The organism is Roseibium sp. (genome assembly GCF_965233565.1).
GTDB lineage: Bacteria > Pseudomonadota > Alphaproteobacteria > Rhizobiales > Stappiaceae > Roseibium.
In genome coordinates this window covers 3,760,846-3,783,137 of sequence record NZ_OZ247494.1, presented here as the reverse complement: position 1 = coordinate 3,783,137, position 22,292 = coordinate 3,760,846, and the positions used below count along the sequence as shown (strand labels likewise).

Sequence of the window (22,292 nt, the reverse complement as noted above, 5' to 3'; positions counted from 1 at the left end):
CATTTATTGCAGTTCTCTAACTAAGCTTGAAAGCTAGTATGGCATAAATGCCAATGTATTTTCCTTCGGGAGACGCAGCACACGATGGAATTTGTGCGGGGGCATAATGAAGAAGAACGCCTGAGCGCGCTGCACGACCTTCGAATTCTCGAGGCCGAGAGCCTGCCTGAAATCGAAGCGCTTGTTGCTGCGCTCGCTGCGGTTTTCGAAGCCCCGATGGCGTTTCTGTCATTCGTCGGAAAGGAAGACCTTCTGTTCAGGGCTGGCTACGGTGTCACAACCCGCAGCACGCCGCGAGAAGGAACCTTTTGTGAACAGGCCATTCTGTCAGATGATCTGACCGTCGTCCGGGATGCCCTGGAAGATGAACGATTTCGAAACAGCGCGCTCGTCTCCAAAGGTCCGAAAACCCGCTTCTATGCCGGCTACCCCCTGTCGCTGGACGGCAGAAACACCATCGGAACCCTTTGTGTCGTTGATACAAGACCTCGAGATCCAAGCACGGAACAGCTTGAGCAATTGCGGAGGCTGGGCACGGTCGTCCTTGGATTGCTGAGATCCCATCTTGCCCAAAATCAGGCGGATCGGGCCCGCAGTGATGCTGAACAAGAGCACCTCCTGGTGGAACGCAAAAGCGACCTGCTGGAGGAAATCACGCAAGCCTCGGGTGTCGGCGGCTGGGAATATGATGTCGACAGCGACACCGTGACCTGGACCGACAAGACACGCGAAATCCACGAGGTCGGTGCGGATTTCAAACCAACCGTCCAGATGGCCTTGTCCTTCTATGCATCGGACTGCCGGCGTCAGATTTCCGAAGCCGTTGCCAAGGCGATCAAGAAAGGTGAAGCCTGGGACCTCGAACTGCCCTTCGTTACGGCCAAAGGCCGAGACATCTGGGTGCGCAGCGCAGGGCGCGCGGTTGTGGAAGATGGCCGCACGGCCCGGCTGGTCGGTGCGTTTCAGGACATCACCGAACGCAAACGGTCGGAACAACTGGTCCGCCAGGCCGAGGCCGTGCAGCGCACAACACTGGAGACGTTGCGGGAGGGCATTCTGGTTCTCAGCCGTTCCGGCCGGATCCAGTCATTTAATACCGCCGCAGCCGCCCTGCTTGGCTATGCCGGAGAAAACCTGAAGGGTCGCAAGGTTCAAGACCTGAAAGTCCAATGTTACACCGAAGAGGGTGACCTGGACCCGGACCTGCTGCACCGTGCCGCGAGAGCCCCGGAGACGGTCAACAATCACACTGCCAGATTTCTCCTGAGCGACCAGGAACATCCGGTCTGGCTGCGCATTGATGCCAACGCAACAGACGGCGCCAGCGCGATGGGTCTGGACGCATCCATTATCTCCCTGGCGGACATTTCCGAAACCAAGCGCCAGGCGGAGACGCTGCAAGCTGTTCTGGATAATCTGCCAGGAGGTCTGGTCTATTACGATGAGGACCGCCACCTCTCCGTTTGCAACGACGAATATATCGACCTGATGAAACTGCCACGGGAGCTGGTCGACAAGCGCCCTCATATACGGGACATGTTCACCTATCTCGCCAATCGCGGCGATTACGGACCTGGCGATGCCGAAGAACAGGTTTCGCAGCGTCTCAGCAATTTTGAGAATCCCGAACCTCACACCTATGAACGCGCAGCACCGGACGGACGCATTGTCGAGGTGCGCGGCGTGCCACTCCCCAACGGCGCTCTCGTCGCCAGTTTTCTCGATATTTCGGAGCGAAAGCAGTCCGAGTTGATCATCCAGCACTCGGAAGCCGTACACCGGACCACGCTGGCCTCGCTCAGCGAAGGCATTCTGCTGCTGACAAGATCCGGCGAAATCAAGTCTGCCAATCCGGCGGCCGTCGACCTGCTGGGCATGTCAGACCGCGAATTGGTTGGCAACAAGGTCGCTGATATCGAATTTGGAATCGCCTGTGAAATCGAGGGCATCGGCGCCTGCAATGAGCCTCTGGTTCGCGCAACGCGAGATCCTTCGAGCCTGGAAAACATCATTGCCAGGATGGTCCCAACCGACGGACGCCCGGCGCGCTGGCTTCGTCTCAGAGCCCGCCAGATCGACGAAGATCAGGAACTCGGCATTGACGGTGTCGTAGTGTCGCTGACCGACATCACCGAAACCAAGCAGCAGGCAGACAAGCTGCAAACCATTTTTGACAATTTCCCCGGCGGCATCGTTCACTACGACGAGACCATGCGGCTAGCCTCCTGCAATGAGGAATTCAAACGGCTGCTCGATTTTCCAGATGAGCTCATTCAAGACAAACCCAGTCTTTACGACTTCCTGCGGTTCAATGCGCAACGTGGCGACTATGGTACAGGAAACCCGGAAGCGCTCGCTCTTGAACGTTACCGGAACTTCGATCTGAAAAGTCCTCAGGTCTTCGAACGCGAAACGCCCAGTGGCAAATTCATCGAAACACGCAGCACACCGCTTCCGGACGGCGGCTTGATTCATAACTTCTATGACATCACGGAGCGAAAGCGGACTGAACAGGCGGTTCACGTCGCCGAGTTGATACAGCGCTCAACCCTGGAAGCCCTGAACGAAGGTGTGCTGCTGCTGGACCGCAACGGCAGGATCCTGTCCTGCAATCCCGCCGCCTCAGACATGCTCGGATATGCCTCCAATGACCTTGTTGGCTCCCGTCCGGAAGATCTGGAGCTCGAAATCGACCATGAAATCGATGGGCGGCAGATTGATCCCTTCTTGCTGACGGTCCAGGATCCGGAACTTGTGACAGACCTGACGGTCAAGCTCACCCCCTACGGCCAGACAACCGATCGTTGGCTTCGTTTCAATGCCCGCCTGGTGGATCAGAGCGATGACCAGCATCTCGACATCGTCGTCCTGTCTCTCGTCGATGTCACCGAGACCAAGAACCAGTCAGACCGGTTGCGTATCATTTTTGAAAATGTGCCCGGTGGCTTCGTCTATTTCGACTCCAGCCTTCAGCTTTCCTTCTACAACGACGAAACCGTCGACATCATCAAGGTTCCGAGGGATGTCCTGGATCAGAAACTCCACTTGCTGGATTACCTGAAATACAATGCCGAGCGGGGCGACTACGGGCCTGGCGACCCCGAGAAGCTCGCTCTGGAGCGAATGAAACAACTCCCCCCCGATCAGCCGCATGCCTTCGTGAGAGCGACGGCGGACGGGCGATACCTGGACTTTCGGAGCACGCCCCTGCCCGGAGGCGGTTTCATCTACAATTTTTTCGATGTCACCGAGCGCAGACAGATGGAAGAGCAGCTTGCCGAGAACGAACGGCTTGCCCGCTACCGCACGGCGGAGCTTGAGACCATTCTGGCGAACATGCGCCAGGGCGTCAGCGTATTCGACAAACGCGGTCGCCTCACCTTGTGGAACAAGCAATATATCGAGATTTTCGGCAAACCGGACGGGGATGTCCGTGAAGGGGTAACCCTGATCGAGCTGATCGAAGCCGAGAAGCGGCGGGGCGAGTTCGAGGGCGACGTTCAGGAACACGTCATGGATCTGATGATCCGTCTGTCCTCAGGTGAAGTCGTCCGCTCGAAATTCAGGCATCCGAACGGCAGGATCATCAGCGCGGTGCACGCGCCGATGCCCGATGGCGGCTGGATCGGCACCCATGAGGACGTCACGCAACGCGAGGAAGCTGCCGAGAAGATCCAGTATGCCGCCCACCACGATACGCTCACCGGTCTTGGCAACAGAACGCTTTTCAACACCAAGCTTGAAGAGGCGGTAGCCAAGGCCGATACCGAGGGCACCTATGCTGACCTGTTGCTGCTTGACCTTGATAAGTTCAAGCCCGTCAACGACACCTACGGTCACGACGCGGGCGATGAACTCTTGAAGATGGTCGCCGACAGATTGCGCGATTGCGTCCGGTCCTCCGACCTGATCGCCCGTCTGGGCGGAGATGAATTCGGCATCATTCTGGGTGGTACCGGGCCTTCAAATGATCGGACGGCAGAAATTGCGGACCGCATCGTCCGCAAGCTTCAGGCACCGTTTCCGGTCTTCGATCACCTGGTCTCGATCGGGGTCAGCGTCGGCATTTCACCGATCACAGGCGACATCCAGGATCCGAGCGCGATCATCAAGCGGGCCGACCTGGCTCTTTATGCGGTCAAACACAGCGGCCGCAACGCCTTCCGGTTCTATGAGGAAGACACCATGCCGCCGACTGCTGCGAGAGTTTAAAGTATCCCGCGTCGCCGCACATTTTACCCCGACCTGAAAACAAAAAGGCGGCCCGTTTCCGGACCGCGCTAATCTCTTGCGAAGCTGGCTGAAAAGATCAGGCCTTGTTCAGTGCCTCGACCACGTCCTTCAGCTGAGCCAGCGTCATTTCAGCTTTCTGCTTGGCATCGTCGTCCTTGGCGTCAGCGACGTCTTCCTCGGCATTCTGAATTGCCTGATCAAGCTGCTCGCGGCTGATTTCGCCAACCGGCACCGCCTGTTCGGCCAGAACGGTCAGACCGCCCGCCGCCACATCGGCAAACCCGCCACGGACGAAATACTCGTCGAAACCGTTCGCATCATTGCGGACCTTCAGGATGCCCGACATGATCGTGCTGATGAACGGGGCATGGTCTTTCAGAACGCCAAACTCGCCTTCGGAACCGGGTACAACGACCTCGGCGACCTGTTTGGAGAGCAGCTGGCGCTCCGGCGAGACCAACTCAAACTGGAAAAGTTCAGCCATTTGGCGTCTTCCTTGTCAGTCTTAAACTCTGATGGCGGAGCCATCATATCTGGAGGAACCGGGCGCCCCGGCGGGCGCCCGATCTGATCCAACCTTAAGCGGCTTCTGCAGCCAGCTTCTGGGCTTTCTCGATGGCTTCCTCGATGGAACCGACCATGTAGAAAGCAGCTTCCGGCAGGTGGTCGTACTCGCCATCGACCAGGCCTTTGAAGCCCTTGATGGTGTCTTCGAGAGCAACCAGCTTGCCCGGGGAACCGGTGAAGACCTCGGCCACGAAGAACGGCTGGGACAGGAAGCGCTCGATCTTACGGGCACGTGCCACGGTGAGCTTGTCTTCTTCAGACAGTTCGTCCATGCCCAGGATGGCGATAATGTCCTGCAGAGCCTTGTAACGCTGCAACGTCACCTGAACGGCATAGGCCGTGTTGTAGTGCTCATCACCAATGATGCGGGCATCCAGCATACGGGAGGAGGAATCCAGCGGATCCACAGCCGGGTAGATGCCTTTTTCAGCGATGGAACGGTTCAGAACCGTGGTCGCGTCCAAGTGAGCAAAGGTCGAAGCAGGCGCCGGGTCGGTCAAGTCATCGGCAGGGACGTAAACGGCCTGCACCGAGGTGATCGAACCCTTGGTCGTCGTGGTGATGCGCTCCTGCATCGAGCCCATGTCGGTCGCAAGTGTCGGCTGGTAGCCCACAGCAGACGGGATACGGCCGAGAAGCGCGGACACTTCGGAACCGGCCTGGGTGAAGCGGAAGATGTTGTCGACGAAGAACAGAACGTCCTGGCCTTCATCACGGAAATGTTCCGCAACCGTCAGACCGGTCAGAGCAACACGTGCGCGGGCTCCGGGAGGTTCGTTCATCTGACCGTAAACGAGGGCCGCTTTGGAGCCTTCTCCACCGCCTTCCTTGTTCACGCCGGATTCGATCATTTCCCAGTAAAGGTCGTTGCCTTCACGGGTCCGCTCGCCAACACCGGCGAACACGGAGTAACCGCCGTGCGCCTTAGCGATGTTGTTGATCAGTTCCATGATGAGAACGGTTTTACCAACGCCGGCGCCGCCGAACAGGCCGATCTTACCACCCTTTGCATACGGTGCGAGAAGGTCAACAACCTTGATGCCCGTCACAAGGATTTCAGCTTCGGTGGACTGCTCGATGAATTCCGGAGCGTCCTGGTGAATGGCGCGCTTTGCTTCGTGCGCGATGTCACCGGCTTCGTCCACCGGCTCACCGATCACGTTCATGATGCGGCCGAGTGTGCCGTCGCCAACCGGAACAGCAATCGCGCTTCCGGTATCGACCACTTCCTGGCCGCGAACCAGACCCTCGGTGGAGTCCATCGCGATGGTGCGTACAGTGTTCTCGCCAAGGTGCTGAGCAACCTCAAGCACCAGACGCGTGCCCTGGTTGTCAACTTCAAGAGCGTTCAGGATCAACGGCAGGTGGTCATCGAACTTGACGTCGACAACGGCGCCGATGACCTGGGTAATCCGTCCGACCTGTTTGTCAGCCATATCCCTAATCCTCGTCTAGATCCCGTTAGAGCGCTTCCGCGCCCGAGATAATTTCAATCAGTTCCGTCGTAATCTGTGCCTGGCGCTGGCGGTTGTAGCTGATCGTCAGTTTGTCGATCATCTCGCCGGCGTTGCGGGTCGCGTTGTCCATGGCGGACATACGTGCACCCTGCTCAGATGCAGCATTCTCCAGGAGCGCCCGGAAAATCTGAACGGAGATGTTTCGTGGCAGCAGATCCGCAAGGATCTCTGTTTCTTCCGGCTCATATTCGTAGACCGCGTTGGCGCCGGCACCGGCGTCTTCTTCCGAGGTCTCGAACTTGGCCGGGATCAGCTGCTGTTCGGTCGGCTCCTGCGCGATTACCGACTTGAAGGTCGAGTAAAACAGGGTGCAAACATCGAACTCGCCATCATCGAACATCGACATGATCTTGCGTCCGATTTCGTCCGCATTCCCAAAGCCGACACTCTTGACGCTCCGCAGGTCAACCGTCTCGATCACGTGTTGGCCGAGCTCGCGCTTGAGCGCGTCATAACCCTTTTTGCCGACACAGATGATCTTGACCGTCTTGCCCTGCTTGATCAGGCTGCGGGCCTTTTCACGCGCCAGTTTGGCAATATTGGTGTTGAAGCCCCCGCAAAGCCCGCGTTCGGCGGTCGCAACGAGCAGGAGATGAACCTGATCGTTGCCCGTACCGGACATGAGCTTCGGCGCGTCGTCGCGCCCTTCGAAGGCGACCGCGAGATTGGCCAGCACCGCGCCCATGCGTTCCGCATAGGGACGTGCAGCCTCCGCAGCTTCCTGAGCACGACGCAGTTTCGCCGCGGCCACCATCTGCATGGCCTTGGTGATTTTCTGCGTCGCCTTCACGGAAGCGATGCGGTTTCGTAAGTCCTTCAGGCTCGGCATGGCCGCCCCTGCTCCTTATCCCAGCGTGACGTCTTAAGCGAAGTTCTTGGCGAACGCGTCGACAGCAGCTTTCAGCTTGCCGGTCAGCTCGTCGTCCAGAGCCTTCTTCTCCCAGATCGCATTCAGCAGATCCTGGTGCTCACCACGCAGGAACAGCAGCAGGCCTTCTTCGAAGTCCTTCACGCGGTCGACCGGGTGCGTATCGAGATAGCCGTTCACGCCGGCATAGATGACTGCAACCTGCTCTTCGGTTTTCAGCGGCGAGAACTGCGGCTGCTTCAGCAGCTCGGTCAGACGCGCACCGCGGTTCAGAAGACGCTGGGTGGTGGCGTCGAGGTCGGAGCCGAACTGGGCAAAGGCCGCCATTTCGCGGTACTGAGCCAGTTCACCCTTAATCGGGCCGGCAACCTGTTTCATCGCCTTGATCTGAGCCGAAGACCCCACGCGGGACACCGACAGACCGACGTTCACGGCCGGGCGGATACCCTGGTAGAAGAGGTCCGTTTCCAGGAAGATCTGACCATCGGTGATCGAGATCACGTTGGTCGGAATAAACGCGGACACGTCGTTGCCCTGGGTTTCGATGACCGGAAGAGCCGTCAGGGAACCGCTGCCGTGGTCTTCGTTCAGCTTCGCCGACCGCTCGAGCAGACGGGAGTGCAGGTAGAAGACGTCGCCCGGGAATGCTTCACGTCCCGGCGGGCGGCGCAGAAGCAGGGACATCTGACGATAGGCAACAGCCTGTTTGGTCAGATCGTCGTAACCGATCACGGCGTGCATGGAGTTGTCGCGGAAGAACTCGCCCATGGCGCAGCCGGCAAACGGTGCCAGGAACTGCAGCGGTGCAGCGTCGGAAGCCGTCGCGGCAACAACGATGGAGTATTCCATCGCGCCGGAGTCTTCCAGGGTCTTCACGAACTGGGCAACGGTGGAGCGCTTCTGACCGACCGCAACGTAGATGCAGTACAGTTTGGCGTCTTCATCATCGCCAGAATGCAGCGGCTTCTGGTTCAGGAAGGTGTCGAGAATGATCGCGGTCTTACCGGTCTGACGGTCACCGATGACGAGCTCGCGCTGACCACGGCCAACCGGGATCAGGGCGTCAATGGCCTTGAGGCCAGTTGACATCGGCTCATGCACCGACTTACGCGGCAGAATGCCAGGCGCCTTGACGTCGACCCGGCGCTTTTCGGTCGCCTCGATCGGGCCCTTGCCGTCGAGCGGGTTGCCGAGCGGATCGACAACGCGGCCCAGCAGGCCCTTGCCAACCGGCACTTCCACGATGGCGCCGGTCCGCTTGACGGTGTCGCCTTCTTTAATGTCACGGTCGGAACCGAACAGAACGACGCCGACATTGTCGCTTTCCAGGTTCAGGGCCATGCCCTTAATTCCACCCGGGAATTCAACCATTTCACCAGCCTGAACCTTGTCCAGACCATACACACGGGCGATACCGTCACCGACGGAGAGCACCTGACCGACTTCAGAAACTTCGGCTTCCTGGCCGAAGCTCTTAATCTGGTCCTTGAGGATTGCGGAGATTTCCGCGGCCCGAATATCCATCAGCCGACCTCTTTCATCGCGAACTTGAGTGAATTGAGCTTGGTACGCAGCGACGTGTCGATCATGCGGGAGCCGACCTTGACCACAAGGCCACCGATCAGTGCAGGATCAACATTTGCCACGATGTTTACGGATTTGCCCGTGGAAGCGGCCAGCGCCTCTTTCAGGGCAGCGACATGCTCGTCGGACAGAGCGGCTGCGGATGTCACCTCAGCCGTTTCCTCGCCCCGCTTTTCAGCAAGCAGGGCCCGGAATGCCTTGATCATGTCGGGAAGGACGAAGAGGCGCCGGTTGCGGGCGGCCAGCTTCACGAAGTTTGCGGCAAGGCCTTTGATGCCAGCCTTGTCGAGAAGTGCGGTAAGCGCTGCAAGCTGCTCCTCCACACTGAATACCGGGCTTTTCACCAGGCGGACGAGATCGTCGCTTTCGGCAATCATGCCTTCGAAAGCGGTCAGATCCCGTTCCACGTCCGCAGTTGCACCTTCGGCCTCTGCGAGGTCGAGAAGGGCGGCCGCATAACGCTGTGCCACGCCGGATACGAGAGATACGTTGTCAGTCACCAGGTCCGTGCTCTCTGACGTTTTTCATGCCCGCAAGACGGCTAGCGTCCGCAAGGCATTGAAAAAATGAATGATTTCAAGGTCAGAAGGTATGACGGTTAAACCGCTGCCCCCAAAGCCGCGCCTCAATTAGCACAGGGTTTCCCGCTGTGCAACTTCACCTAAAGACTGTTCGTGCGGATTCCTTGGTGTTTTTTGCGGGGCGGCCGCAAAAAGCCTTTCCAATCAAGGCTTCGGTGGCTCTCTAAACCTTTAGACGGTTTTGTGTGGCACTGCCGAATTCGGGCCTTGGGACCGTTTTCTGCCCACTTCCACGGCCCTTTGCCTGGCAAAGGCGCCCTCAGCGCTCGATCAACGGCTCAAAGCCGCCAAAAATCATGCGCTTCAAACTGAAGACCTCTGAGGCATTCGGCATGGCCTCTTCCCAGCGTGGATCGCTTTCCATCGTTGCGATGCAAGCATCGGCCGTGGCCTTGTCCGGCCACAGGATCCAGGAAAAGACCACCGTCTCGTCCGCCTCCTTCCTGACCGCCAGCGGGAAGGACGTCACTTCCCCGTCCGGCACATCCGTGCCCCATCCCTCGCAACAGCCGATCGCACCGTATTCCTGGAACAGCGCCCAGGATTTTTCGGCTATTTCTGTATATTCCGCCTTTTTTGCCGTTTTCACCGGCGCCAGGAACCCTTGAATGTATGTCATCGACAATCCCTCCCGGGTAAGAAACGGTGAAAGGGTGCCACGGCGTGGAAGAACGGGCAATCGCGGGCTGCAATCGAACACGCTGAATGCGGACAACAACAGGCGACCTTGAGGCGGCAGAACGATCGAGCCTTTCTTTCATTCGTCATCCGATGGCTTGACCACGGGATCCACGCCATTTCCCATCCCGAATTGGAGAACGTTCAACGGCATGGATTGCAGGGTCAGGCCCTGCAATGACAAAGGTGGTTGGCAGGAAGCTCAGGCGATCTGCCCCGCTCCCTCACAGAAAATGCTGCGGGTCGATGTCCACCTGCAGGCGCAGCCCCTTCGTGGGTCTGGGGCCAGCATCGAGCCATTGGCGCAGGTAGGATTGCAGGTCGAATTGGCGCGGGGCCATGGCAAGGAGGCGGAAGCGGTAGCGCCCGCGAACCATGGCCAGCGCCGCCTCCGCCGGGCCGAGCAGGGTCACGGCCGTGTCTTCGGGCGCCGCGCGGGCGAGCGCGCGGGCATACCCTTCGGCAAAGGTCCGGTCCGGCCCCGAAATGATGACAGCGGCCAATCGGCCGAAAGGCGGCAGGCCGGCAGCCCGACGGGCATCGATCTCGGCCTGGTAGAACGCCGTCTTGTCGCTGGCCAGCAGCGCCCGGATCACCGGATGATCGGCGTTGTAGGTCTGCAGGATGCCCTTGCCGCCACCGGTCACCCGTCCCGCGCGGCCCGTCACCTGGGCGAGCAGCTGAAAGGTTTTCTCTGCCGCACGCGGGTCGCCATGAGCCAGGCCCAGATCCGCATCAACCACGCCAACCAGCTTCATCTTCGGAAAATTATGGCCCTTGGCGACCAACTGCGTGCCAATGACAATGTCGGCGCCGCCCTCCTCGACGATTTTCATTTCCCGCTTGAGCCGTTCCTGCCCGCCCGCCATGTCGGAAGACAGAACCAGCGTGCGGGCGTCCGGGAAGAGATCGGAGACTTCCTCTGCGATTCGCTCCACACCGGGCCCACATGCAACCAGGCTGTCCGTGCTCTGGCAGGACGGGCAGGCTTGCGGTACCGGTTCGGTGTGGCCGCAATGGTGACAGACCAGCTTTTTCTGAAACCGGTGCTCCACCAGCCAGGTGCTGCAATGGGCGCACTGGAACCGATGACCGCAGGTCCGGCACAGGGTGAGCGGTGCATAGCCGCGCCGGTTCAGGAACAGAAGTGACTGACCGCCGTCGTTGAAGGTGTCCTTGATGGCATGAACCAGTTCGGGCGCCAGCCAGCGTCCCCGTTCCGGGCCGTCCTGGCGCATATCGACCGCGCTGAGATCCGGCAGGGCCGCACCGGATGCCCGTTCCGGCAACTCGAACAGGCGGTAGCGGCCAAGATCCGCATTGACCATGCTTTCGACCGAAGGTGTCGCCGAGGCGAGCACAACCGGAAACCCCGAGAGATGCCCGCGGACGACGGCCATGTCGCGGGCGCTGTAGGGCACCCGGTCATCCTGCTTGAAGGCCGCGTCATGTTCCTCGTCGACAATGATCAGGCCGAGTTCCTTGAAGGGCAGAAAGAGCGACGAGCGGGCGCCGATCACAACGCGAACATCGCCACTGGAAACCCCACGCCAGACCCGGGACCTGTTCTTCACCGTGATCTGCGAATGCCACTCGGCCGGGTAGACGCCAAATCTTTGCTCGAAGCGGCGCAGGAACTGCTCGGTCAGCGCGATTTCCGGCAACAACACCAGCGCCTGTTTGCCTCGCCGAAGCGCCTCCGCAATTGCCTCGAAATAGACCTCCGTCTTGCCTGAACCGGTCACACCGTCGATCAGAGCAACAGTGCCGCCCTTGTCAAAACAGGACACCAACCCTTCTGCGGCAGTCTGTTGTGCGCTGGTCAGGTCCTTTTGCGCATAGTCGAGCTGGGGTTTCGGCGGTGGCGGCGCGGCCGGCATCATCACGGTCTCCAGCACCTCCTGTTTCAGCAATCCGTCGATAACGGAAGAGGACACACCTGCCGCGTGGGCCAGACCGCTCCTGGTCCAGGCAAAACCATCCTCCAGCGTTGCCAGCACCCGGCCGCGGGCCGGTGTCATGCGATCGGGTTCCGCCCCCTCGATCCGGCGCACGCCCGGAACCGGGGCTTCCGGTTCCAGCGCCTCTTCTGAACGCAGAACCATGCGCAGCACCATGCCCGGCGCGCCCAGGGTCCAGCCGGCGACCCAGTCGACAAACCGGCGCAGGGCGGCATCGAGCGGCGGCGTCTCCTCATAGACATGCGTGATGGATTTCAGTTTCTTCGGATTGATCGCGGCGTCCGGCTCTCCGTCCCAGACGGCGCCGACAACCTCACGCGGGCCGAGCGGCACCCGCACAATGGTGCCCGGCACCACCGTCTTGCCTGGCGGCACCTTGTAGGTATAGGCCCTGGGCACGGCGACCGGCACCAGCACGCTGGCAATCGTCTCCTGGAAGTCCGGGTCGTCAAACAGCACGGAGAATCAGGTCCTCGCCCTCGTTGCAAAATGCCCAAGCGGATGGGGTCCCGCGCCACTCGGCCAGCGCAGGACTTTGCCGGATATCAGCCACGGTTCAAGGCCTGTAATTTCTGAGGTACGTACCACAAAAAATTCCTCCACCGGAGAATCAGGGGTTCTTCTTGTCATCATCCTAGGGTAAAGAGAGCGCGGCTGACCATTCAATCGTTTAGCCCCGATCGCCGACGACGAGGTCCGGCGACCGGCTTGAAGCCGGGAAACGGGGCCCCCATAGGGAGACAATCGCATGAAATTCTTCGTCGACACGGCTGACACCGCCGAAATCAAGGAACTGGAATCCACCGGTCTTCTGGACGGTGTTACCACCAACCCGTCCCTGATCGCCAAGTCCGGCCGCGACTTCAAGGAAGTCATCGCCGAGATCTGCGCCATCACCGAAGGCGACGTGTCCGCCGAAGTCGCTGCGACCGACTTCGACACCATGATCAAGGAAGCCCATGTCCTGCGCGCCATTGCAGACAACGTGGTCATCAAGCTGCCGCTGACCTTTGACGGCCTGAAAGCCTGCAAGCAGCTGACCGAAGAAGGCACAAAGACCAACGTCACGCTGTGCTTTTCCGCCAACCAGGCGCTGCTCGCCGCCAAGGCCGGCGCGACCTATATCTCGCCGTTCATCGGTCGTCTCGACGACATCCATGCCGATGGTCTGGAGCTGATCCGCGAGATCCGCGTGATCTATGACAATTACGGCTTCGAGACGGAAATCCTGGCTGCTTCGATCCGCACCGCAAACCACGTTAAGGACTGCGCCATCATCGGTGCCGACGTCGCCACCGTGCCGCCGGCAACTCTGAAGGCACTGGTCAAACATCCGCTGACAGACAAGGGTCTGGATGCCTTCCTGGCCGATTGGCAGAAGACCGGTCAGAGCATTCTCTGACGTTACAGGTCCTCCGACATCCGAACGGCCCGGTTTTTCCGGGCCGTTTTCTTTTTGCGTACAGGCCCTTTTGGTCCTTCCAGATTTTTCTGGCACCAATTTGTGGCTTGCGGAATCGAAATTCGCTGAATACCTTGCCGCAAGGCCTTGGGCGGGGCCTCCGGTCCGCGGAAAGGTTTCCACGCCCTGATACCTGAGCGCCATCGCGCTCCCTTTATCCGACACCCGCTCGATCCGGAGATGCGGACGCTGGACAGAACCGAGTCCGGGAGTCCTCATGACCGACCAAATGCGCGACGCGCAAACCCTTCCCCTGTTGAGTTCCAACGATCTGGCACTGGATCTTGAGCGCCAGAAGCGCCTGGCCAAAAGCTTGCGCGATACGGCTCGCGCCGGCGAGCCGGACGCTGTTTCCAGAATGAAGGCCCATCATCCGAGATTCGCGTCCCTCGACCTGACCACACTCAAGCTGACCGATGCCCAACTGACCGTTGCCCGGGAAGCCGGATTGTCCAGCTGGCCTGCGTTAAAACGGCATGTCGACCAGATGACCGCCGCCAGAAGCGCCATTGAATCCGGCGAAGCAGCCCCTGATGCCGATCTGCCGACCCTGCATATCCGGTGCGGCAACGATATCGAAGCTCCCCTGAAGCGGGCCGGCTTTGATGGCGATTTTCTGATGTTCGCCGATCCCGTCTGTCAGGGCCCCATCACCGGCGGCGCACACGCGCTGGAAACACGGGCGCAGTTCATCGCCACGGAGTATCCCGGTGAAACCTATGCCGATACGATTGACGTCTTGCGACAGGCCGAAGAGCGTCTTGCAAAGGCAGGCGACTATGGCCGGATCGTGCTTTGGTTCGAGCATGACCCCTACGACCAGTGTCTCCTGGTCAAGCTGCTTTGCGCCCTCTACGCTTCCGGTGCCTATAAGCGGAAAGTCGAGCTGATCAGTCTCGACAGGTTTCCGGGCATCTCGAAATTTATCGGGATCGGCCAGCTGTCGCCCACGGCGCTCCGGCACATGTTTGACCAGCGCCGGACCGTGCCGACAGCCGCCTATAGTCTTGCGGTCGATGCCTGGCAGGCTTTTGGCGGAACCTCACCTCAATCACTGTTCGAGCTTGCGGGGCGAAGCGGCGCGCTGCCTTATCTGAGAGGCTCCATCCTGCGTTACCTGGCTGAACTGCCCTCCGCCAGCAACGGGCTTGCCTGCACCGAACAGGCCATTCTGGAGATACTTGAAGACGGGCCCAGGCCATGGGGAAAGATCTTCCGGGAATTCCTGATGGAACGCGATCCTCTGCCCTATCACGGCGATCTGATGTTCCTCGGCACGATGCTGCGCTTGCGTGACGCCGGTGAACCGGCTGTTGAATGCGACACGACCGGCTTTGACGAGAGCAACTGGGGCAAGTCCGTTTTCAGTCTGACGGCTGTGGGCCGATCGCTTCTTGAGGGCCGGAGGGACTGGAAGACCTGCGCACCCCGAACCCGCGCTCATGGTGGTGTGACCTGTTTTGCGGACCCGGACTGGCGGTGGGATACCGCGGCTGAGCGACCGGTCGCGCTGTAAACGCGGGTCGACCTTCTCTCTGTCACGAACAAAAAAGAACCGCCCGGCGTGTGGTCCGGGCGGTTCCAGCCGGCGGGAGGGGCATCCTTCCGGCTGTCATGAGCCACGTTGCAGGTCGTGGCTCATTGGCGGCTTTTCGTCTTAGGTGACCGGGCTTAGGTGACCGGTGCGCGGTAGTCGTCGGAGGCGCTGGTGCCGGCCTTTTCGTGGGTCCAGTCGCACTTGCGGTAGGTGAAGGACCACTTGTCGGTGTCGCCGCGGGACGCGTTGGCTTCGTCATTGACGTCCGGCAGGATCGTCTTGCCTTCCACCAGAACCGCGTCCTCGAACTTGATCGTGTAGTAGTGTTCCTGAACACCGGCAGTCGAGGTGCGCCAGAACTGGACTTCGATTTCCAGGCTCTCGCCGGTGGCCAGGGCCTGCCACAGCAATGGCGTGGCCTTGTCGACCGGCTTCATGAAGGTGGTCGGCATGTGGCGGCGGGTGGCGATGATCGAACCGGACTGCGGATCGCGGGGCACGATGGCGTTCTGTTCGAAGGCATAGACGAGGGATTCGCCTTCATGACCTTCCTGCCACAGGTTGCCGATGCTGTCGGCGGTGGTTGCGTCGGACGTCATGTCGCCCTGGGTTGCGCCTTTGATGGTGATGTAAGCGATGTTGGACATTTTTCTGTCTCCTGCTTGGCTGTGCGTTCAGTGAGTGTGTGTTCTTGTTGTTGACTTCCGGGGCTCGTTGTCTGGAGCCGATGGGGAGAGAATTGCAACGGGTGTGCCAACTTGGGTAATTTTCGTGATGTGATTGTTTTCGCAGCGAAAATTCTCTCGCCAGCGAAAGTGTTAAAATATGGAACTGTGCAGTTTTCTGCACAGTCGCCTCCGGACTGCGAAGAAACACGCGCAGGCAAAGTGTGACGAACATCACAAAATGCGGTTCAGGAGGGGCAAGTGAGGGGGAATGGGCGTGGAATATCGCGGGATTGGGCTGGCGGTTTGAGCCACATGCAGCTCTTTTAGCGGTCAAGTGCGCAGTATCGCTCCGTCTAGTTCCAACTGTTCCGCTTTTCCCTTGATGCTCTTGCAAACCCCGGTGTCACCCCGGCCGCAGCGCAGCGAAGAGCCGGGACCTACTCGCAGGGGCCCTTGCTGAAGTGCAGGGCATTCAAATTTTTGCGGATCCGCTGTGCGAAGTGACCCGGCTCTCTGCAAACGAGTAGGCCCCGGGTCTCGCGGAGCTCGCCCGGGGTGACACTGGAGGGGTGGGCCAGTAGGCTGCGATACACTCAATGGGTGTAACTTGACTTACTACGTTTACATTCTCGCAAGCCGGTTGAGCGGGACACTCTATGTTGGGGTCACCAATGACCTAGAAAGACGTGTCGAACAACATCGTAACGGCGAGGCGGGAAGCTTCACGAGAAAACACGGTGTCGGGCGGCTCGTCTACGCAGAAGGGTTCGAAGATATCAATGAAGCCATTTCGATGGAAAAGCGCCTGAAGAAATGGCGCAGATCTTGGAAGGTCCAGTTGATCGAGAGATCGAATCCCTGTTGGCAAGATCTGTTGCCCCCTTAACCATCGGTGTCACCCCGGCCGCAGCGCAGCGGAGAGCCGGGGTCTACTCGCAGAGCCCCTTGCTGAAGCGCAAGGCATTCAAATTTTAGCGGATCCGCTGTGCGAGAGGATCAGATTCTCTGGAAGTGAGTAGGCCCCGGGTCTCGCGAAGCTCGCCCGGGGTGACACTGGAGGAGACGGCAGAACGAAATGTGCGGTGTCTTGCACAATCTGCTCAGCGTTAACGGAACTGTTGCAGCCCGGCAGGCAAAGTGGCGCCATGAGTGCCGCATCGTCCCAGACCGACCGTCTTCTCGTAACCGCCCAGCCGGATCTCAACCGGCGCGTGGATCAGTGGCTCGATCATTTGTCCGACGAACGCCGTCTCGCCGACAAGACACTGATTGCTTATGAGCGGGACCTGCGCCAGTTTTTGCGCTTCCTGACAGATCACCTGGGCGGCGCACCCGGTATCAAGGATGTTGCAGGTTTAAAGCCGGCAGACTTCCGCGGTTTCCTGGCGAATCGCCGCCGCCAGGGCGTGCAAAGCCGCTCGCTGGCCCGCGGCCTTGCCGGCATCAGGTCCTTCCTCAAGTTCCTGGAACGCCGCGGCGAGGTCAATGCGGCCGCCTCTTCTGCCATCAGACCGCCGCGCCAGGCCCGATCCCTGCCCAAGCCCGTTTCTTCCGGCGATGCGATGGACATCACCAGTGGTGACCTTGCTATGGAAACCGACCCCTGGATCGAGGCCCGCAACGCTGCGGTGCTGACCCTGCTTTATGGTTGCGGCCTCCGGATCTCCGAAGCCTTATCCTTGACGGGGGCCATGGCGCCGAAGACGGGTACCCGAACCCTTCGCATCGTGGGCAAGGGCGGCAAGGAGCGGATCGTACCGATCCTGCCGGCCGTCTGCGAGGCAACGGAACTCTATCTGAAACTTTGCCCCTATGCGGTTACACCGGACGGGCCGCTGTTTCTCGGTGCTAGAGGCGGGCCGCTCAATCCGCGTATGATCCAGCTGGCCATGGCGAAACTGCGTGGCGCCCTGGGCCTGCCGGACAGCGCCACACCGCATGCTTTGCGCCATTCCTTTGCCACGCATTTGCTGGCCGGAGGCGGGGACCTTCGAACCATCCAGGAACTGCTCGGCCATGCCAGTCTGGCCTCGACGCAGATCTATACGGAAATCGACAGCGCCCATTTGCTGGCCGCCTATGACAAGGCCCATCCCCGGCGCTAGGGCAAGCTGTAGACCGTCCGCTCCAGACCGTCGGGAAACAGTTCGCGGGCAATCGGTTCACCGCCCAGTTTGCGCACCAGGCCCTTTGCTGCCCTGTTGTCGTCGTTCATGTGGGTCTCCACCAGTGGCCATCCGTAGGTTTCGTAAGCGTGCCGGATCGCAGCTTTCGAGACCTCTAGCGCCGCGCCCGTGCCGCGCGCGGCGGGCATCAACCACCAGGTCAGTTCCCGGCGCGGCCAGCCTTCCGGCCAGACAAAGCCACAGCCGCCGATGATCGCTCCGCCCTCGAGCGGCTCGATGGCCCAGACCCCGAATTCCCGCAATTGCCAGTGCCCGAGATGACCGGCCAGGACACGCCAGGCCTGGTCCTGCCGTAAGGGACCGCCATAGAAGCGGGAGGCATCGCCATCCTCAAAAAATGCCCGGTAGACCGGGAAATCCCGTTGTTCAGGCAGGCGCAGCAAAAACCGGTCGGTCGTCAGAGAAGTCATGAGATCATTCATTTAGGTGAGGGACCTTGCGCGAATCGCGCGGGAGCAACAACCCGTTGTGGCAGCTCGCGCATCAATCGGCTAGGCTGACGAGGCATGGATCGGTCGTACACCGGCCGGTATCCGGACCAAGTCCCTTCTGGAGAACACGAATGCGCCTGCTCCTCCTTGCAGCCGGTTTCCTTCTTGCCTCCGCCGCGCCTTCGCTGGCACAGCGCATTTATTGCCCGATCCCCGAAGACGGGGTCTGGGTCAACCCGGATGCCAATCCCAAGGAAATCTCGCGGATTGAAGTGGAAAGCCGCTGCGAGGACGATCAGGTCCATGTTCGCGTGCGGGCCTTTACCTCCTGCATTCCGCGGGACTGCAAATGGGGTTGGACCAAGGCCGAGATGCGTTCCGACGGTGTGATCCAGGTTCTGCTGATCGGTTTCCTGAGCAGCAAGCAGATCTCGTTGAAGGCCTTTGGCGACCTGTTGGACACACGGGTGATCAACATCGTCAACGACTTGTCGGAACCGCGCACGGACAGGACCTATAACCTGCAAAGAAAGTAGGTTCTTCCCGATCTTAACGCTGACAACAATCAACTGCCGGTTTTTCCTTGCCTGTTCGCGGATTTGCCTTACCCTACGGTAGACGCGGCGTTACGCCGCATCCATAGGATGGAGGGATAGCATGCGTTTCCTGAGCACCGGCGTTGCCGCCCTTGCCCTCACCGCTTTCGCCATTGTGCCGGCACAGGCCTGTTCCTGGAACAAGTCCGCGAAGGCTGAAGACAAGATGACTGTTGCAGAAACCCTGACGGCGCCGCAGATCGATGCGGATGTCGCGGTTGCCACCAACGACTTGAGCGATCAGGTCCTGAGCGAACAGATCCTCCTGCCACAACCGGCAGAAAAGCCGTCGGAATAGACGGTTTAAACAGAATTGCTCCAAGTTGATGCCCGTTGCCTCGCAACGGGCTTTTTTTGTCTGCACAAAATCTCCTGAAACCTGCCTTGTTCAGGCCGTAGCCATGGTTCATGAAGCGGTTTTACGTCACCGTCAAACCGTTCAGGACACCAGGCTTGATGATTTCCAGACGCCGCTTCCTGCAAGGACTGGGCCTTGCCACCCTCGGAGCCCTTTCCGCTCCGGCCTATGCGGTGGGCATCGAACCGTTCCGGTTACGCGTTCAGCGTTACCATTTGACACCTCCGCACTGGCCGAAAGACCTGAAATTGCGCGCGGCGCTGATCGCCGACCCGCATATCTGCGACCCCTGGATGGGGCTTGATCGTGTCCGTTCGATCGTGGCCCAGACAAATGCGCTCAAGCCCGATATCATTCTGATGCTCGGAGATTATGTGGCCAGCCACAAATGGCAATATGCCCCGATTCCACCGCAGGCCTGGGCGGATCTCTTTGCAGAATTCTCGGCCCCGCTCGGCACCCATGCGATCCTCGGCAATCACGACTGGTGGGACGACCACGAGGCGCAGAAGGCCGGTGGCGGTGAAACCAAGTATGGCCGCGCCCTGATTCGGGCCGGCATTCCGCTCTACCAGAACCGCGCGGTCCGTCTGGAAAAAGACGGCAAGGCCTTCTGGCTGGCCGGGCTTGAGGACCAGATTGCGCTCGCGCCGTTCCGCAAATACAAGCGGCAGCGCTGGCAGGGGCTTGATGATCTTCCTGCAACCCTTGCCCAGGTGACGGATGATGCCCCGATCCTCCTGATGGCACATGAACCCGACATAATCGGCGAGGTACCGGCGCGGGTCAGTCTGACGGTGAGCGGCCACACACATGGCGGTCAGATCAACGTTTTCGGCTACAAACCCGCCTATTCGAAGAAGCACCACAAAACCCCGGTCTATGGACATATTGTCGAAACGGAGGGGACGACCCTGATGCGTCACGTGGGTTTGAGTACGGAACCCAGGCACATGATCGTGTCCGGCGGACTGGGCTGCTCGATCCTGCCAGTGCGGTTTGGCGTGCCGCCGGAAATCACGATGGTGCACCTGGGCGAATCAGGCGGTTTGACCACCGCCTGAGCCTGGACAGAAGGGTTATTCGCCTGCGACGGCGTGTTCCGTCTTGTGCCGGTATTCGCGAATGGCCTGACTGAGAATCTGGACCGCGGAACTGACAAAGAGGCTCGCCATCAGGCCCGCCACAATCAGGTCCGGCCAGGCGGTTGCCGTGCCCCAGACACCCAGGGCCGCCAGCATCACGGCGACATTGCCGATGGCATCATTGCGCGAACACAGCCAGACCGACCGGACATTGGCGTCCCCATCCTTGTAGCGCACGAGCAGCATCACGCTGGCCAGGTTAACCGCCAGCGCCAGAAACCCGACCGAGCCCATGACGGCGGCCTGGGGCACGCCGAGCACAAACACCTGATAGAGCGTCGAGCCGGCGACCCAGATCCCCATCAACAAGAGGCTGGTGCCCTTGGCCAGCGCCGCCAGCGCCCGAGTTTTCAGGGAAGCGCCGATCACTGCCAGCGAGATGCCATAGGTGACGGCATCGCCAAAAAAGTCCAGCGCATCCGCCTGCAACGCCTTGGAACCTGCTGCCTGGCCGGCCGCCATCTCGACCACAAACATGCCGGCATTCAGCGCAATCACCAGCCACAGCCGGCGCCGGTAGTCTTGTGACATCCCATCAAAGGCGGAATTGGACTGGCCACAACAGGCACCCATGGAAAACTCCGTGTCTCGGATCTTGATTTTTGTGTCGATGCCCTTTGTAATTGCTATAGCGACTAGAGCTTCAAGAGGGTTTTGATGGATTTTTCAATCGGCGAGTTGTCCAAGCGAACGGGCGTCAAGGTGCCGACCATCCGCTACTATGAAAAGGAGGGGCTGCTGAACGCGCCGATCCGAACGGAAGGCAACCAGCGGCGCTTTCTGCAAGCAGACCTGGAACGGCTCGGTTTCATCAAGCATTGCCGGGACCTCGGCCTGCCCATGCCCGCCATCCGCGATCTGATTGACCTCAGCCAGCATCCCGACAGACCGTGCCAGCAAGCCGACAGGATCGCAGCGGACCAGCTGAAAGCCGTGCGTCAGCGCATTGCCCATCTGAAGAAGCTGGAAACCGAATTGAAACGCATTGCGTCCTGCTGCGGGGACGACCACACGGTCGCAGACTGCAACGTGCTCAAGGCCTTTGGCGATCACAGCCTTTGCCGCGATGAGCACTGAACACGGTCGCCTGGCCTTGCCGGCTTGCCCAGAGCGACTGCGGAGGAACCGATGCTGACATTCAACGCGCGCACCGCGAAAATCCTGGAAGAGGCCTATCTCGGAGCCGACTTCACCCGGCGGCGGCGCGCCTCCTTTGATGCGCTGGTGCCGGGTCCCGGTGACCATGTTGCCGATATTGGCTGCGGCAACGGGCTCTTAACACTGGAGCTGGCACGCACGCTTGGCGAGACCGGGCACGTGACAGGCATCGACCCAAGCGAGGACATGCGTTCTGCCGCGGTCAAACGATGCGCGGGCCATTCGAATGTCGACATTGTGGATGCAACGGCAACAGAAACGACACTCGAAAGCGGTTCGATCGACAAGGCCGTGTCGCTACAGGTCTTTGAATATCTCGACGACCTTCCTGCTGCCTGCGCCGAAATTCACCGCATTCTGAAGACAAACGGCCGGCTCGTGGTCGGCGACATGCATTGGGACACGCTGACCTGGTTTAGCGATGACCCGATGCGCATGTTGAAAATGCAGAAGGCGTGGGATCAGCATCTGGTCGAGCGATGCATTCCGGCCGTCCTGCCCCCGATCCTGCGCGCAGGTGGATTTGCAATCGAAGCGGTGACAGCCGTTCCCTTCAGTGCGACGGTGCTGCATCCGGACGGGCTCGCCAACATGATGATCCACCTGATGGAGCCCTATGTCGTGAAGAAGGGGCTGGTGTCTGCCGAGGACGCTCGGGACTGGGCCAGAGAGCAGCAGAGCCTGTCGGTTGAAGGCAGGTTTTTCTTTTCCATCACCCACTTTGTGATCGTGGCCCGCAAGACCACTCCATGCACAGCCTGA

Annotated in this window: 20 protein-coding genes; 10 read left to right on the top strand and 10 right to left on the bottom strand. The window is 60.0% G+C overall.

Going from position 1 to position 22,292, the window contains the following annotated elements; all coding sequences use genetic code 11:
- The first annotated feature begins 84 nt into the window (after positions 1–84).
- Positions 85–4,212: a PAS-domain containing protein gene (locus ACO6TG_RS17420; RefSeq protein WP_422374353.1), complete on the top strand. Its 4,128-nt coding sequence runs from the start codon at positions 85–87 to the stop codon at positions 4,210–4,212.
- A gap of 97 nt (positions 4,213–4,309) precedes the next feature.
- On the opposite strand, the gene ACO6TG_RS17415 is transcribed toward ACO6TG_RS17420, so the two are convergent.
- The 7 genes from ACO6TG_RS17415 to ACO6TG_RS17385 form a co-directional block, all read right to left on the bottom strand.
- A complete protein-coding gene (locus tag ACO6TG_RS17415) occupies positions 4,310–4,717 on the bottom strand; it encodes a F0F1 ATP synthase subunit epsilon (protein ID WP_422374352.1) in 408 nt (135 codons plus the stop codon).
- A 94-nt stretch (positions 4,718–4,811) separates the two neighbouring features.
- Entirely contained in the window at positions 4,812–6,236 is a 1,425-nt protein-coding gene (gene atpD, locus ACO6TG_RS17410; RefSeq protein WP_094073500.1) for a F0F1 ATP synthase subunit beta, read from the bottom strand.
- 25 nt (positions 6,237–6,261) lie between these two features.
- Entirely contained in the window at positions 6,262–7,146 is an 885-nt protein-coding gene (locus tag ACO6TG_RS17405) for a F0F1 ATP synthase subunit gamma (RefSeq protein WP_422374351.1), read from the bottom strand.
- A 33-nt stretch (positions 7,147–7,179) separates the two neighbouring features.
- Positions 7,180–8,709, bottom strand: a complete 1,530-nt coding sequence (gene atpA / locus ACO6TG_RS17400; RefSeq protein WP_422374350.1) for a F0F1 ATP synthase subunit alpha — start codon at positions 8,707–8,709, stop codon at positions 7,180–7,182.
- Positions 8,709–9,269 (bottom strand): F0F1 ATP synthase subunit delta, encoded by a 561-nt coding sequence (locus ACO6TG_RS17395; protein WP_422374349.1) that lies wholly within the window; start codon positions 9,267–9,269, stop codon positions 8,709–8,711. The genes atpA and ACO6TG_RS17395 overlap by 1 nt, the downstream gene beginning before the upstream one ends.
- A 340-nt stretch (positions 9,270–9,609) precedes the next feature.
- On the bottom strand, positions 9,610–9,969 hold the full coding sequence (locus ACO6TG_RS17390) for a DUF1428 domain-containing protein (RefSeq protein ID WP_422374348.1): 360 nt from the start codon (positions 9,967–9,969) through the stop codon (positions 9,610–9,612).
- A gap of 283 nt (positions 9,970–10,252) precedes the next feature.
- Entirely contained in the window at positions 10,253–12,448 is a 2,196-nt protein-coding gene (locus ACO6TG_RS17385; protein WP_422374347.1) for a primosomal protein N', read from the bottom strand.
- Positions 12,449–12,737: 289 nt separating this feature from the next.
- On the opposite strand from ACO6TG_RS17385, the gene fsa reads away from it, so the two are divergent.
- Positions 12,738–13,391, top strand: a complete 654-nt coding sequence (gene fsa / locus ACO6TG_RS17380; protein ID WP_094073494.1) for a fructose-6-phosphate aldolase — start codon at positions 12,738–12,740, stop codon at positions 13,389–13,391.
- A gap of 277 nt (positions 13,392–13,668) precedes the next feature.
- Positions 13,669–14,967, top strand: coding sequence for a DUF1835 domain-containing protein (locus ACO6TG_RS17375; RefSeq protein ID WP_422374346.1), 1,299 nt, complete (start codon positions 13,669–13,671; stop codon positions 14,965–14,967).
- A 155-nt stretch (positions 14,968–15,122) separates the two neighbouring features.
- Here ACO6TG_RS17375 and ACO6TG_RS17370 read toward each other — a convergent pair whose 3' ends face one another.
- Positions 15,123–15,635, bottom strand: a complete 513-nt coding sequence (locus ACO6TG_RS17370) for an Hcp family type VI secretion system effector (RefSeq protein ID WP_422374345.1) — start codon at positions 15,633–15,635, stop codon at positions 15,123–15,125.
- 628 nt (positions 15,636–16,263) lie between these two features.
- On the opposite strand from ACO6TG_RS17370, the gene ACO6TG_RS17365 reads away from it, so the two are divergent.
- Together ACO6TG_RS17365 and ACO6TG_RS17360 are read left to right on the top strand one after the other, a co-directional pair.
- Positions 16,264–16,542: a GIY-YIG nuclease family protein gene (locus tag ACO6TG_RS17365; RefSeq protein WP_422374344.1), complete on the top strand. Its 279-nt coding sequence runs from the start codon at positions 16,264–16,266 to the stop codon at positions 16,540–16,542.
- 259 nt (positions 16,543–16,801) lie between these two features.
- Entirely contained in the window at positions 16,802–17,761 is a 960-nt protein-coding gene (locus ACO6TG_RS17360) for a tyrosine recombinase XerC (RefSeq protein ID WP_422374343.1), read from the top strand.
- Here the strand turns inward: ACO6TG_RS17360 and ACO6TG_RS17355 are convergent.
- Entirely contained in the window at positions 17,758–18,252 is a 495-nt protein-coding gene (locus ACO6TG_RS17355) for a GNAT family N-acetyltransferase (protein ID WP_422374342.1), read from the bottom strand. The genes ACO6TG_RS17360 and ACO6TG_RS17355 overlap by 4 nt on opposite strands.
- 152 nt (positions 18,253–18,404) lie before the next feature.
- Between ACO6TG_RS17355 and ACO6TG_RS17350 the strand changes: the two genes are divergently transcribed.
- The 3 genes from ACO6TG_RS17350 (at position 18,405) to ACO6TG_RS17340 (ending at position 20,291) form a co-directional block, all read left to right on the top strand.
- Positions 18,405–18,809 carry a serine/threonine protein kinase gene (locus tag ACO6TG_RS17350; protein ID WP_422374341.1) on the top strand — a complete coding sequence of 135 codons (405 nt, stop codon included), beginning with the start codon at positions 18,405–18,407 and terminating at the stop codon, positions 18,807–18,809.
- A 121-nt stretch (positions 18,810–18,930) separates the two neighbouring features.
- Complete coding sequence (locus ACO6TG_RS17345; protein ID WP_422374340.1) at positions 18,931–19,167, top strand: hypothetical protein; 237 nt, start codon at positions 18,931–18,933, stop codon at positions 19,165–19,167.
- Positions 19,168–19,325: 158 nt separating this feature from the next.
- A complete protein-coding gene (locus tag ACO6TG_RS17340) occupies positions 19,326–20,291 on the top strand; it encodes a metallophosphoesterase (protein WP_422374339.1) in 966 nt (321 codons plus the stop codon).
- A gap of 15 nt (positions 20,292–20,306) precedes the next feature.
- On the opposite strand, the gene ACO6TG_RS17335 is transcribed toward ACO6TG_RS17340, so the two are convergent.
- Entirely contained in the window at positions 20,307–20,945 is a 639-nt protein-coding gene (locus tag ACO6TG_RS17335; protein ID WP_094073486.1) for a cation transporter, read from the bottom strand.
- 84 nt (positions 20,946–21,029) lie between these two features.
- On the opposite strand from ACO6TG_RS17335, the gene ACO6TG_RS17330 reads away from it, so the two are divergent.
- Both ACO6TG_RS17330 and ACO6TG_RS17325 read left to right on the top strand, forming a co-directional pair.
- On the top strand, positions 21,030–21,449 hold the full coding sequence (locus ACO6TG_RS17330; protein ID WP_422374338.1) for a MerR family transcriptional regulator: 420 nt from the start codon (positions 21,030–21,032) through the stop codon (positions 21,447–21,449).
- Positions 21,450–21,500: 51 nt separating this feature from the next.
- Entirely contained in the window at positions 21,501–22,292 is a 792-nt protein-coding gene (locus ACO6TG_RS17325) for a methyltransferase domain-containing protein (protein WP_422374337.1), read from the top strand.